A 12,746-nucleotide genomic window follows, 5' to 3' on the forward strand; every position below is an offset into this window, starting at 1 on the left:
GGTCAACTGGCCTGATCCATGAAGCGCGGGAACCAGCCTTCATGGGCGGCGGTCAAGTCGCTGACCGGGATTGCCCTGGCATCGCCGAGCTTCAACGCGGCGCCCCCGGTCGAGCCGATCCACGGCGCGAAAATGCCGAGTTCACCCTGCTGCTTGCGGATGGCGTCCCATTCATCGCCATGCGGATCGATCGACAGCGTCAGCAGATAGCGGCCCTGGTCTTCGCCGAACCAGACCGGGATCGGATCGGTACCGACAAGCCCGGGAACGGTCGCGCCGATGCCCGACGCCATCGCCATTTCGGCCAGCGCCACCGCAATGCCGCCATCTGAGACGTCATGCGCGGCCGTGACGATGCCGGCAGCGATCAACGAGCGTACATGGTCGCCGACACGCTTCTCGTGTTCGAGGTCGACCGGCGGCGGCGGGCCGTCGCTGCGGCCGTGGATATCCCTGAAATAGACGGACTGGCCAAGATGCGTTCCCCAGGAAGCCGGTGCGCCGACCAGCAGGATCATCTGGCCTTCCGCGGCGAAACCGATCCGCGCCATCTTCGACCAGTCTGATATCAGGCCGACGCCGCCGATGGTCGGTGTTGGCAGGATGCCCTGGCCGTTGGTCTCGTTGTAGAGCGAGACATTGCCCGACACGATCGGGAAACCAAGCGCCCGGCAGGCGTCGCCGATGCCTTTCACCGCGCCCACCAACTGGCCCATGATCTCAGGCCGTTCGGGATTGCCGAAATTGAGATTGTCGGTGGCGGCGAGCGGCAGCGCGCCGGTGGCGGTCAGGTTGCGCCAGCATTCGGCCACCGCCTGCTTGCCGCCCTCGTAGGGGTCGGCTTCGCAATAGCGCGGCGTCACATCGGAGGAGAAGGCCAGCGCCTTGGTCGGATGGCCCTCGACCCGCACCACGCCGGCGTCACCGCCCGGAAGCTGCAGCGAATTGCCCTGGATCAGCGTGTCGTATTGTTCCCACACCCAGCGGCGCGAAGACAGGTCCGGTCCGCCAAGCAGCTTCAGCAGCGCATCGGCGAGGTCGGCCTGCGGGATATCGTTGGCGGCAAGCGGCGCCGGCTTCTTCGGCTCGACCCAAGGGCGATCGTATTCGGGAGCCTTGTCACCGAGATCCTTGATCGGCAGGTTGGCGACCTCGTTCCCCTGGTGCCGCACGCGGAAGCGCAGATCGTCGGTGGTCTTGCCGACGATGGCGAAGTCGAGGCCCCATTTGTGAAAGATCGCCTCGGCCTCCTTCTCTTTTTCAGGGCGCAGCACCATCAGCATGCGCTCCTGGCTTTCCGACAGCATCATCTCGTAGGCGCTCATGCGCTCCTCGCGCACCGGCACCTTGTCGAGGTCGAGTTCGATGCCGAGGTCGCCCTTGGCGCCCATTTCGACCGCCGAACAGGTGAGGCCGGCAGCACCCATGTCCTGGATGGCGATCACGGCGCCCGAAGCCATCAGTTCGAGAGAGGCCTCCAGCAGGCATTTTTCGGTGAAGGGATCGCCGACCTGCACGGTCGGGCGCTTCTCGTCGATCTTGTCGTCGAATTCGGCCGAGGCCATGGTGGCGCCGCCGACGCCGTCGCGGCCGGTCTTGGCGCCCAGATAGACGACCGGCAGGCCGACGCCCTTAGCCTCGGACAGGAAGATGGCATCGGTCTTGGCAAGGCCCGCGGCAAAGGCATTGACCAGGATGTTGCCGTTGTAGCGGGCGTCGAAATTGACCTCGCCGCCGACCGTCGGCACGCCGAAGGCATTGCCGTAGCCGCCGACGCCGGAAACCACGCCCGCGACCAGATGCCTGGTCTTGGGATGGTCGGGCGCGCCGAAGCGCAGCGCGTTCATCGCCGCGATCGGCCGCGCGCCCATGGTGAAGACGTCGCGCAAGATGCCGCCGACGCCCGTCGCCGCACCCTGGTAGGGCTCGATGAAGGAGGGATGGTTGTGGCTTTCCATCTTGAAGACGACGCAGTCGCCGTCACCGATGTCGACCACGCCGGCATTCTCGCCCGGGCCCTGGATGACTTGCGGGCCGGTGGTCGGCAAGGTGCGCAGCCATTTCTTCGAGGACTTGTAGGAGCAGTGCTCGTTCCACATCGCCGAGAAGATGCCGAGTTCGGTGAAGCTCGGCTCGCGACCGACCAGGTCCAATATGCGCTGATACTCATCGGGCTTCAGCCCATGCGAGGCGATGAGGTCTGATGTGATCGGGACGGAATTGGAAGTGGTCATGGGCGTCGATTTATGTCCATGGAGCAGGGATTTTGAGTCTCCTCTTATCGCAAGCCTTGCGGCCGATACACCCGTCGGCTGAGGAAAAAGGCAGAAAGCTACAGGGGTGATGACCATGATGGTTGCGGCCAGGCCTTTTGGTGAGCAGTGAAAGGCGTCCACCCAGCTTTCAAGTCCCCGCAAAACCAAAATGGGGAACGCTCCGATGCCCCGGTCGTTAGGTCCCTATCACCGAGGAGACAGAATCATGGCTACCAAGCAAGGCAAGAACGACAATCGCCTCTCGGACAAGGAAGCTCTCCATATCGCGGAGACCACCGACGTTTCGCCGCGGCAGGCCAAGGAATTGGCTGAGAAGCACGGCAAGGAAAAAGCCGAGAAGGAAGCCAAGAACTTCAAGGCCGAAGGTTGATCCGGGTCTGGTTCTGACAAGTCCAGTGTCGCAAGTCGACGTCTCGAGGCAGCAGGGCGGGTGGCCGCGAACGGTTCAGGAAAAACTGTCGTAGCCCGCGCGGCCCTCGTCCAGCAGCCGCCTGATCACCGCGACGCCGCCGGCAACATCCTCGCGCCCGCTCGGCTGCGAAACACCGAAGCGCACCCCATGGAAAACCCGCTCCGAGCGCCCCGCCTTGAATTCATCCTCATCGTCAATCAGCACGCCATGCTCCAGGCAGGCATTCTTGAACGTGCCGGAAAGCCAGGGATCGGGCAGGGTGAGCCAGACGAACGGCACCTTGTCGTGCGATCTGAGTGAGAATCCCGCCAAACTTTCGCGCACTATGGACATGCGGGCGCTGATCTCCGCGATGCTACGCTTGCGGATTTCGCTGGCCTGGCCGGAAAGCACCAACCGGGCATTCACCTCCGCCAGCAGGAATGGCATGCCGCCCGTCATCATCTTGTGGGCGACCCGGATGCGATGGCGATAGGCGGGCGGGCAGGAGAGCCAGCCGCCACGCAGGCCGGCGGCGACCGATTTCGACAGGCCGCCGGCGATGATGGTGCGCTCGGGCGCGAATTCGGCAAGCAGCGGAGTCGGGTCGTCGGTCAAATGGCCGTAGAGGTCATCCTCGATCAGGATGACGTTGTAATCACGGGCGATACGCGCGATCGCCTCGCGTCGCGCCGACGACAAGGTCACCAAGGTCGGATTCTGCGCCGTCGGTATCAGGAAGATCATCCTGGGGTGCTTTTGCGCGCAGACGCGTTCGAAATCCGCCGGATCGAGGCCTTCATCGTCGGATGCCACCAGCGCGGTGCGCCGGCCGATCAGGCCGGCACTGCGGGAAATCTGCGAGTAGGTGAGGTGCTCGAAGGCGACATAGTCGCCGGGCGTGGTCAGGGCCGCGATCGCGGCCATCACCGCCGCATGGGTGCCGAGGGTAGGCACGATTGTATCGATCGTTGGTCGGAAGGCATTCCGCGACAGCCACCGGGCGCCGGCTTCGTACCAGCGATCCGGGAAGTCGCGCGTGTAACTTGAAATCTCATGCGGATGGTCCTGTGCGGTGCGCGACAGGACATCGGCTACAACGGCGCCCTGGCCGATATCAGGGGCTGCCGTGCTGTCGAACCGCAACTTGCCCTTGGGGGCATCGACATAGCGCGTGCCCTCCACGCTGGTGTCGGGCGTCTCCGGCTTCGTAACTCCGATGTTCTGGCTAAGCACGTAGGTCCCGCGTCCGACTTCGCCGCTGACGAGACCGCGCTCGCGCAGCAATTGATAGGCCCGCCCGACGGTGCCGACCGTGGCGCCGATGTCGTAGGCAAGGTCGCGCTGTGGCGGCAGTTTTGCCCCCGCGCCGATCACTCCTCGATCGATATCCGCCTCGATGGAATCCGCGAGACGCTGATACAGCGGTCCTGAACCGGTGAGATCTGGAACCCAATTTGTCATGGTGACAATTTTCTATATTGCACCGTTTTCGGAGTCAATACATATCGGCAGTGCACCCAACCAAGGGTGCAATTGACATTTGGCAGAAAGAAAATGAATACAATCGGAACATTCCGCCACTCGGCAACCCAATTGCTCGGTCAGCCTGCTCGCCCGTCCGGGCAGCGCGGCTTCGCCGGCCGAATTGTGCAAGTGCTCAGTTCGCTGGCGAAATGGATCGACCACCTGCTTGAGCGCCGGCGCGGCCGGCTGGCGCTGCTGGAGATGACCGACGATCAACTCAAGGACATCGGCATCTCACGCTGCGACGCTCACCGCGAAGGCATCAAGCCGCTCTGGGAATAGCGGCACGTCTACCGGATGCCTTTGCTCCTGAGGCGTCCGATAGCGTGGTCGACGAAAACGGCGACGACGCATATCACAAGGAAAAGTGTGGTTATGGCGAGCGCGGCCATGGCGACGCTTTCAACGCCGTTCCTGGCGACATCGAGGAAGGGATAGGGCACTTCGCCCGCCAGCGGCGCGCGCGCCAGCGCATAGGCCAGATAGGCGATGGGATAGAGCACCCACCAGGAGATGTCGCTCCATCGCGTCCTGCCATCGGCGCCCGATATCAGCCACCACAGCACGAACAGCACCGGCTTCACGTAGTGCAGCAGGATGTCGCAGAGCAGGAACAGGCCTTGCGGCTGCCAGAGCCGCGCCAGAACCGTGGCATAGACGATGAACACCAGGGTGATCGAAGCCGCGACGCCCGCGCGCATCCGTGGTCCGGCAAAGGCCGGCAGCCATGCATAGAAGCTGGATGACAACAGCGAAGCGTGGACCAGCACGGCGCCAATGTTGGTCAGGATGGTGAAGAAGCTGAAATAGAACACGATCGAGCCGAGCAGGCCGCGGCCCGCTACCATCGAAGCCGGAATGGTGATCGAGAACTGCAAAGCGAGCGCTATCAGGCCAACAACCAATCCCGCGATCTGCAGGAACCGGCCCATGGCAGGCTCAGGCGGTGGCCGCGCAGGCCGGATTGCCCGCCTGCCAGCGCGCGACATCAGAGCTGATGCGTGCGCCGAGCGGGTCGTTCATCAACGGTCCGAAGACGTCGACACGGCTTGAATTGCCCTGTGCCTGCACGACCAGCAACGGTTTGCCGCCATAGTGCTTGGCCGGAACCAGAAGGAAGCGCGGCGTGCCGCTGAACGAGTTCAGCTCATTGGCCATCTGATACTGCTTGAAGGCCGGATCCTTGCTGGCGATCCAGCATTTGTGGGCCGATATCGCCACCTGTTCCATGGAGAGCAGCGCGGCGCTCTTGCCGGACGGCACGGGCGTGCTCTTGGGGCTCGATTGGCAAGATGCCAAGGCAAAGCCTGACGCGGCGATCAGGGCGATCGTCCTGTTCTTGATCAAGCGGCACCCATTTCGAGTTCGGACAGAAAGATCTTCAGGCCGTCGGTCATCTCGCCCCACACCCTGGACAATGCCGGATGCTGCGAGGCGATCTGCTCATAGGCATCGAATCTGGGATAGGCGTCGAGCAGGTCGTGGCGGCCGGTCATGGCGCGGAAATTGTTGAAGATGAACCGCGTCGGCGTCAGCCAGGCATCGGCGAAACTGATGTCGCTGCCGAGCGCGAAGGGGCCTTGCGCCATGCGTGCCTCGATGGCGGCCAGCCCATGGTGCAGACGGGCGAATTGGGCGTCGATCTCGGCAGTGTCGCGCTTCGGCACGAAATGCAGTTCGAAAAGCTTCATCGTCGGTGTGAGTACGTCGAGATCGACGATGCGGGCAAACATGCGCACCAGCGCGCGGTCCTTCGAATCGGGCGGCAACAGAGCCGGTTCGGGAAACCGTTCCTCGAGATATTCGGCGATCACCACCGATTCGACGATCGTTTCGCCCGAGCCGGTGATCAGAACCGGAATCCGGTTCATCGGCGAGATGGCGCGAAACGCCTCGGGGATCGGAAAACCGGGCGGCGGCGCGATGATCTTGATCGGCACGTCCTTGATATAGGCCAGCGCCCGCACGATCGAAGAGTAGGGCGACAACGGCCGCGAATAGAGTTTCATGACCGTCTCTCCCTCACGCTATGATCTTGAATTGCCGCAATTCTTAAGGTTGCGGTTGCAAACTTCAAGCGGCAATGCCCAAGGCGCCTTCGAACAGCGCTCTGCCGTCATTGCCGCCATGCGCTGCTTCTATCAGATTCTCGGGATGCGGCATCAGGCCGAGCACATTGCCTTGTTCGTTGACGATGCCGGCAATGTCGTTGATCGAGCCGTTCGGGTTGGTGCCTTCGGCATAGCGGAACACCACCTGGCCTTCGCCCTCGAGACGGGCAAGTGTGTCGGCGTCGGCAAAGTAATTCCCGTCGTGATGCGCCACCGGCGAGCGGATGATCTGGCCCGGCTGGTAGCGACGCGTGAACATGGTGTTGGCGTTGGCGATCTCGAGCTTGACCTGCCGGCAGACGAATTTCAGCGAGGTGTTGCGCATCAGCGCACCTGGCAGCAGACCGGCCTCGACGAGGATCTGGAAACCGTTGCAAACGCCGATGACCATGACGCCCTTGGCCGCCTTTTCGGCGACCGCCCGCATGACCGGCATGCGTGCCGCGATCGCGCCGCAGCGCAGATAGTCGCCAAAGGAAAAACCGCCTGGGATGGCGATCAGGTCGACATCGGGAATTTCGGTGTCGGTCTGCCAGACGGTTGCCGGCGCCTGTCCGGAAATCTTGGTCAGCGCCGCGATCATGTCGCGGTCGCGGTTGAGGCCAGGGAGAAGGACGACGGCTGATTTCATTTTGGTTCGTAAGGCCTTTGTGCTTCGGCAAGCTCGCGCGGATCGAGACGGTGCTCGATATGTTCTAGCCAATCATCCCGGCGAGCGAGCACGCCATAGATGTTCTTCACGTCACTCTCGGTGGCTATCAGATGACCGCGGATGGAGCCAAGCTCGGATTTTACCTCTCCGAGCGTCAAATCCATCCTGTCCAACCGTGATTGAATGGACTTGAGGCCTTCAAATATCAAGCTTCCATCGCTCTCGGCCATCAGTTCCTCCGGCACAACTTCAGGTAAGCGTCACACTATAATTCTCAATTACAGTGTTCGCCAGCAGCTTGTCGCACATGGCCTTGAGATCGGCCTCGGCCTTGCCCTTGTCGCTTTCCGAAAGCTCGACGTCGAACACCTTGCCCTGCCGCACTTGGCCGACGCCATCGAAGCCCAGCCCCGACAGCGCGTGTTCGATCGCCTTGCCTTGCGGGTCGAGCACACCATTCTTGAGGGTGACGGTAATGCGGGCCTTGATCACGCTGGACATGCTCCTGTTCTGAACGTTGGGGGCAAGCCGCTGTCAGTGCGGCTTGCCTTTGAGGCCATCGGTCGAGGCGACAAGCACCGGACCGGTAGGACGCGGCGGCTCGTTCTCGTTCATGATGCCGAGGCGGCGGGCGACTTCCTGATAGGCCTCGACGAGGCCGCCCATGTCGCGGCGGAAACGGTCCTTATCGAGCTTGTCCTGCGTCGCCACGTCCCACAGGCGGCAGGAGTCCGGCGAAATCTCGTCGGCCACGACGATGCGCATCATGTCGCCCTCGAACAGGCGACCGCACTCGATCTTGAAGTCGACGAGCTGGATGCCGACCCCCATGAACAGGCCGGAGAGGAAATCGTTGACGCGGATGGCCAGCGCCATGACGTCGTCGATCTCCTGCGGGCTTGCCCAGCCGAACGCCGTGATGTGCTCTTCCGAAACCATCGGATCGTCGAGCGCGTCGGCCTTGTAATAGAATTCGATGATCGAGCGCGGCAGGACGGTGCCTTCCTCGATGCCGAGGCGCTTGGACAGCGAACCGGCGGCGACATTGCGCACCACCACCTCGAGCGGGATGATCTCGACTTCCTTGATCAGCTGCTCGCGCATGTTGAGCCGGCGGATGAAGTGGGTCGGGATGCCCATGCGGTTCAAATGATTGAAGATGTATTCGGAAATGCGGTTGTTGAGTACACCCTTGCCGTCGATGACCTCGTGCTTCTTCTTGTTGAACGCGGTTGCGTCGTCCTTGAAGAACTGGATCAGCGTGCCCGGCTCGGGTCCCTCATAGAGGATCTTGGCCTTGCCTTCATAAATGCGGCGGCGATTTTTCATTTGAATTTTTCTCTGGATTTGCGGACAGGCGGCAAGCGACCACTTCCTGTCCGTCCGCCTGAATTAATGCGGCGACGGTGACGTTCAATGCCGGGTCTATCCCAATCACACCGTTTGCTCAATCGGCAAATCCTTTCAATCAACCGCTTTCGGGACTGAAATGCCGCAGCGCAGCATATGACGAAGCATATTGACCGGCCCGCGACCTTTTGGTTTGTGCTTCGGCAACACACATATCCATTGCCAACGAATCGGATTTGACCGGAGGGACGCCATGAGCAGCATGAAAGACCGCGAAGAGGGCTTCGAGCGCAAATTCGCATTCGACGAGGAGCTTCGGTTCAAGGCTTCGGCGCGGCGCAACAAGGCGCTTGGTCTGTGGGCAGCCGAAAAGCTCGGAAAGTCCGGCGCCGATGCCGACGCCTACGCCAAGGAAGTCGTTGTTTCCGACATCGAGGAAGCCGGCGACCACGACGTGTTCCGCAAGATCCGCAAGGATTTCGATGCCGCCGGCGTCGAGCAGTCCGATCACCAGATCCGCCGCACCATGGACGAAATGATGGCGCAGGCGATCGAGCAGATCAAGAACACCTGATCCGGCCGCTTTCTGGCCCAATCGACCGCCCGGCCGATCCGGGCGGTTTTTCTTTGCCTTTGCGGCGGTTTCCGGCTGAAACTGCCGACGTTAACGAGGAAAGAGATTAGATGTCCCTGAAGTCCCGTCTTGCCGCAGATGAAACGCTGGTAACCGCCTGGTCGGGCGTGCCGGACGCCTTGACCGTGGAGATCCTCGCCAGGCAGGACTTCGATGCCGTGACACTCGACATGCAGCATGGCGGCCATCACGAGGACAGCGTCCTGCGCGGCCTGGCACCCGTGCTGGCCGTGGGCAAGCCGGCGCTGGTGCGCATTCCCGTTGGCCGTTTCGACATGGCCAGCCGCGCTCTCGATTTCGGCGCCGAGGCGGTCATTGCGCCGATGGTCAACTCGGTGGCCGATGCAAAGCTGTTCGCCGCGGCCATGAAATATCCCCCGCTCGGCGAGCGCTCGTGGGGTCCGACCTATGCCTTTCCCCGCCATGGCAAGGGCGACTATGCCGAATGGCTGCGCGACACCAATCAGCGCACCATGGCTTTTGCCATGGTCGAGACGCGCGCCGCGCTCGATGCGCTCGACGGCATCCTCGACACGCCAGGCATCGACGGCATTTTCCTCGGGCCGTCCGACTTCTCGATCGCCTGGACCAACGGCACCACGGTCAATTCGACGCTGGAAAGCATGATGGAGACGGTGGCTTCGGTTGCCGAGCGCACCCGCAAGGCCGGCAGGCATGCGGCGATCTATGTCGTCGAACCGGCTATAGCCGGCCGCGTCGTGTCGATGGGCTATCGCCTGCTCGCCACGGGCTCCGAGCACGCGCTGATTTCATTGGGAGCAAGGACCTTGCTCAAGGACATGCGGGACTCGATCGGATCCTGAACCAGCGGACTGCTGTCGCCAGCGTGTTGCTCAGGCCTCTGCACCGCGAGCGCCGTGGCGGCCGATCCGCCGCGTCTGATCCTGTCGAACAAAGCGCCGAGCGCCTGGACCCACCAGTTGTTGAAAGCCATCAGCGGCAATGCCGCGAGGGTCGACCCAGATATCGCGGCGGCAGCGCCGAGTGCGGCGGAGTCGCTTGCCAACAGCGCCCATGATCCCAACGAGCAGATAACGGGTACATGCACGAGGTAGAGCGGGAAAGACAGGTCGCCCAGGAAACGTGCGGCCTTGCCGGAGAGCCATGACGGTGGGTCATCCGTGCTCAGCACGGCGTAAACCAGCATGATGCTTGCCGGGATGGCCACGCAAGCTTGCCGCAAACCGATATCGGAAGCTGCAATATCGAGCACGGCGAAGGGCCGGTATATTCCGACAGCGTCTCCTGCATAACCCAGCAGCACCAGCGAAATAATCGCCATGGCCCCTCTCACCCATCGATTCGGGCGAAATCCCATGGCGAGAAGCGGATAGAGTAGGAGGCTGGCCGGAAAGGCACAAAAGAAGAAGCTGACTTGCGCCGCCAAGAATACGCCTGTTGCTATGCAAAACCAGGACAATAGCGCCCAGCGGCCTTGGAAGAAAAAGACGATCGGGGCGAGGGCGAAGGTCAGCATGCTGCCCCAGAACTCGATCGTCATGGTCCACAGGCTGCTGTCGTAATATTTGTCGCCGAAAATGAATGTCCGCCACGCTCCTTGCAGGAATGCGTCGGAGAAACTCGCTGTCTCCCGCGACAGTACCTTTGAAGCATTGCCGAATCTGCCGAGCCACTCAGATTGAGCGACCGCCGCTGCATCCTCGAAGAAATACAGATCGAGCTTGAAGATGACACAGGACGATAGAACCACAACAAGCACGGGTCCAGCCAGACGAGGCAAACGTTTGATCGCACCCAGCCGAAGGTCTTGTGCGTCGCGGGACTGGAAATAACGCTTCACAAGCACATAGGAAGAGAGGACGAAAAACAAGTAGACGGCAGAGCCGCCATTGAAAGCGATGAAAGCCAGACTTGTCTTGAGCGATTGCGCAGCCTCCTCTTCGCCCGCCGCGGACGGCGCAAAAGCACACAAGATATGCCAATTGAGAACGATAAGCGCTGCGGCACCTCTCAAGAATTCGAGTGAAGCGTCCTTGCGCAAGCATTGACCTCTGTTTCAAGGGCGAAGAATTGGCAGCCCGGTTCAAGCACGGATGATCATCCAGAAAGCAATTTCCACTGCTTCTGAATAGTTAACGCTGGCCCTCTTAAATTATTATTTATTCGAGTCCTGCAGTTTGATCGAATGCCATCGTGCGTTGATTTTGGCGCGCCTCAGAGGTCCGTCAGGAACTTGGCGAAGGTCATCGATCCCTCGGGCCAGGGGCCAAAGCCTGAATCCTCGCTGAGATGGCCGGTTTCTCCGGCATCGATGAACAGCGAGCCCCAGGCGCCGGCGATGTCCTCGGCGACATCGAAAGGGCAGAAGGGGTCGTTGCGGCTGGCGATCACGATGGAGGGAAACGGCAGCGGTTCGCGAGGATAAGGGCCGAAGGTCATCAGATGTCTTGGCTTGATCTTGGGATTCGCGACGTCCGGCGGTGCCACGAAGAAGGCGCCGGCGACCGGCTTCCGGAACTGCGGAATGGCTTGTACGGCCGCGGCCACTCCAAGTGAGTGAGCGACGAGAACGACAGGTCTCTCGGCCTCGTTGACCGCCTTGGCCACACTTGCCGTCCAGTCCTCGCGCACCGGCTTCGACCATTCCGCTTGCTCGACGCGGCGCGCCGTGGACAGTTTCGATTGCCAGCGGGTCTGCCAATGCTCAGGCCCCGAATTGGTGTATCCGGGAATGATCAGAATATCTGCGTCCTTGACTTTCATGGCGCTCAGATAGCGAGCGCGATTGCCTCATGCAACCGTTGATGGGCAGGCTTCCGGTCGCAACGGTGAACACCATGTTCGCTTTTCGCTGTCTTGTGTGAACGATGAAGATCGACGATCTCTGTCGGGAGAGAAACAGCCGTGGAGGACCGGGATTTTGGCGCTGACACGACGTAGAGTGATCGGCGCCGCCGGACTCCTCGCTTTGGGAGCTTCGCGAGACGTCGCCGCAACGGAGACAATGATGAGCGAATTGCCATTTGCCGCCACCACGCCGGTGAGCGTCGCCCGCGTCGGCCTGAAGGCGCGTGATGCCGAGAGTCTTGCCGCCTATTATCGCAAAGTCGTCGGACTGCAGGAATTGAGCCGCGCCGACGGCGCGATCACGCTCGGTGCCGGCAGCCGTCCGCTGATGGTGCTTGAGCCGGACAGCTCCGCCAAACCGGACGATCCGCGCAGCGCCGGCCTGTTCCATACGGCTTTCCTGCTGCCCAGCCGTGCCGATCTCGGACGCTGGATCAACCACGCCATCTCAGACAAGATCGCTATCGAGGGCGCTTCGGACCATCTGGTCAGCGAAGCGCTCTACCTGACCGATCCCGAGGGCAACGGCATCGAAATCTATGCCGACCGCCGCCCGCAGGATTGGAAATGGAACGGCGACAAGATCGCCATGGCGACCGAGCGGATGAACATTCCGTCTGTCGTTGCCGAAGTGCCGGCCGGCGATGCGGGATGGCAAGGCGCGCCGGAAAACAGCATTGTCGGCCATGTCCACCTGCGCGTCGGCAGACCGGAAGAGGCCGAAGCCTGGTGGAACCAGGAATTCGGCTTCGACACGGTCGCCAAATATGGCGGCCAGGCGGTGTTCCTGTCGTCGGGGCATTATCACCACCACATCGGCGCCAATGCCTGGCAAAGCGCCGGCGCCGGCCGCCGCGATCCCTCCCGCTCGGGCCTTGCCTGGGTCGAGATGCGTTCGGACAATGTGACCAGCGAAACGAGCCGTGAGGATCCTTGGGGCACGGTGATCAGGACCGTGCCGGGTAAGGCTTGATTG

The 12,746-nt window shown here is 61.8% G+C and carries 16 protein-coding genes; 5 read left to right on the plus strand and 11 right to left on the minus strand.

The window, feature by feature from the left end; translation table 11 throughout:
• Positions 1 to 2: 2 nt before the first annotated feature.
• Positions 3 to 2,234: a phosphoribosylformylglycinamidine synthase subunit PurL gene (gene purL / locus FJ936_RS18585; RefSeq protein WP_140787535.1), complete on the minus strand. Its 2,232-nt coding sequence runs from the start codon at positions 2,232 to 2,234 to the stop codon at positions 3 to 5.
• A 247-nt stretch (positions 2,235 to 2,481) separates the two neighbouring features.
• Here purL and FJ936_RS30535 point away from each other — a divergent pair, with 247 nt between their 5' ends.
• Positions 2,482 to 2,646 (plus strand): hypothetical protein, encoded by a 165-nt coding sequence (locus FJ936_RS30535; RefSeq protein ID WP_015318143.1) that lies wholly within the window; start codon positions 2,482 to 2,484, stop codon positions 2,644 to 2,646.
• A 75-nt stretch (positions 2,647 to 2,721) separates the two neighbouring features.
• Here the strand turns inward: FJ936_RS30535 and FJ936_RS18590 are convergent, their stop codons facing one another.
• Complete coding sequence (locus FJ936_RS18590) at positions 2,722 to 4,131, minus strand: PLP-dependent aminotransferase family protein (RefSeq protein ID WP_140787533.1); 1,410 nt, start codon at positions 4,129 to 4,131, stop codon at positions 2,722 to 2,724.
• 93 nt (positions 4,132 to 4,224) lie between these two features.
• Here FJ936_RS18590 and FJ936_RS18595 point away from each other — a divergent pair, with 93 nt between their 5' ends.
• Positions 4,225 to 4,476: a DUF1127 domain-containing protein gene (locus tag FJ936_RS18595; protein WP_140787531.1), complete on the plus strand. Its 252-nt coding sequence runs from the start codon at positions 4,225 to 4,227 to the stop codon at positions 4,474 to 4,476.
• An 8-nt stretch (positions 4,477 to 4,484) separates the two neighbouring features.
• Here FJ936_RS18595 and FJ936_RS18600 read toward each other — a convergent pair whose 3' ends face one another.
• The 7 genes from FJ936_RS18600 to purC form a co-directional block, all read right to left on the minus strand.
• Entirely contained in the window at positions 4,485 to 5,126 is a 642-nt protein-coding gene (locus FJ936_RS18600) for a Pr6Pr family membrane protein (RefSeq protein WP_141906847.1), read from the minus strand.
• Between the two features lie 7 nt (positions 5,127 to 5,133).
• On the minus strand, positions 5,134 to 5,541 hold the full coding sequence (locus tag FJ936_RS18605) for a hypothetical protein (protein ID WP_140787529.1): 408 nt from the start codon (positions 5,539 to 5,541) through the stop codon (positions 5,134 to 5,136).
• Positions 5,538 to 6,203: a glutathione S-transferase family protein gene (locus tag FJ936_RS18610; RefSeq protein WP_140717438.1), complete on the minus strand. Its 666-nt coding sequence runs from the start codon at positions 6,201 to 6,203 to the stop codon at positions 5,538 to 5,540. The genes FJ936_RS18605 and FJ936_RS18610 overlap by 4 nt, the downstream gene beginning before the upstream one ends.
• Before the next feature lie 64 nt (positions 6,204 to 6,267).
• Entirely contained in the window at positions 6,268 to 6,936 is a 669-nt protein-coding gene (gene purQ, locus FJ936_RS18615; RefSeq protein ID WP_015318137.1) for a phosphoribosylformylglycinamidine synthase subunit PurQ, read from the minus strand.
• A complete protein-coding gene (locus FJ936_RS18620; RefSeq protein WP_141906848.1) occupies positions 6,933 to 7,187 on the minus strand; it encodes a hypothetical protein in 255 nt (84 codons plus the stop codon). The genes purQ and FJ936_RS18620 overlap by 4 nt, the downstream gene beginning before the upstream one ends.
• A gap of 19 nt (positions 7,188 to 7,206) precedes the next feature.
• A complete protein-coding gene (gene purS / locus FJ936_RS18625) occupies positions 7,207 to 7,449 on the minus strand; it encodes a phosphoribosylformylglycinamidine synthase subunit PurS (protein ID WP_015318135.1) in 243 nt (80 codons plus the stop codon).
• A gap of 42 nt (positions 7,450 to 7,491) precedes the next feature.
• Positions 7,492 to 8,286: a phosphoribosylaminoimidazolesuccinocarboxamide synthase gene (gene purC, locus FJ936_RS18630; RefSeq protein ID WP_013532127.1), complete on the minus strand. Its 795-nt coding sequence runs from the start codon at positions 8,284 to 8,286 to the stop codon at positions 7,492 to 7,494.
• Between the two features lie 274 nt (positions 8,287 to 8,560).
• Between purC and FJ936_RS18635 the strand changes: the two genes are divergently transcribed.
• Together FJ936_RS18635 and FJ936_RS18640 are read left to right on the plus strand one after the other, a co-directional pair.
• Positions 8,561 to 8,881 carry a DUF1476 domain-containing protein gene (locus FJ936_RS18635; RefSeq protein WP_015318134.1) on the plus strand — a complete coding sequence of 107 codons (321 nt, stop codon included), beginning with the start codon at positions 8,561 to 8,563 and terminating at the stop codon, positions 8,879 to 8,881.
• 110 nt (positions 8,882 to 8,991) lie between these two features.
• Positions 8,992 to 9,765 (plus strand): HpcH/HpaI aldolase/citrate lyase family protein, encoded by a 774-nt coding sequence (locus FJ936_RS18640; protein ID WP_141906849.1) that lies wholly within the window; start codon positions 8,992 to 8,994, stop codon positions 9,763 to 9,765.
• Here the strand turns inward: FJ936_RS18640 and FJ936_RS18645 are convergent.
• Together FJ936_RS18645 and FJ936_RS18650 are read right to left on the minus strand one after the other, a co-directional pair.
• Positions 9,672 to 10,964, minus strand: a complete 1,293-nt coding sequence (locus FJ936_RS18645) for an acyltransferase (RefSeq protein WP_141906850.1) — start codon at positions 10,962 to 10,964, stop codon at positions 9,672 to 9,674. The two genes, FJ936_RS18640 and FJ936_RS18645, sit on opposite strands and share 94 nt — an antisense overlap.
• A 173-nt stretch (positions 10,965 to 11,137) precedes the next feature.
• Positions 11,138 to 11,686 carry an alpha/beta hydrolase gene (locus FJ936_RS18650; protein WP_140616988.1) on the minus strand — a complete coding sequence of 183 codons (549 nt, stop codon included), beginning with the start codon at positions 11,684 to 11,686 and terminating at the stop codon, positions 11,138 to 11,140.
• Between the two features lie 244 nt (positions 11,687 to 11,930).
• Between FJ936_RS18650 and FJ936_RS18655 the strand changes: the two genes are divergently transcribed.
• The gene (locus FJ936_RS18655; protein WP_141906851.1) at positions 11,931 to 12,743 is read left to right on the plus strand and encodes a VOC family protein; all 813 of its coding nucleotides are present in this window, start codon (positions 11,931 to 11,933) and stop codon (positions 12,741 to 12,743) included.
• Positions 12,744 to 12,746: the final 3 nt, after the last annotated feature.

This window comes from Mesorhizobium sp. B2-4-13 (assembly GCF_006658535.1).
Lineage (GTDB): Bacteria > Pseudomonadota > Alphaproteobacteria > Rhizobiales > Rhizobiaceae > Mesorhizobium > Mesorhizobium australicum.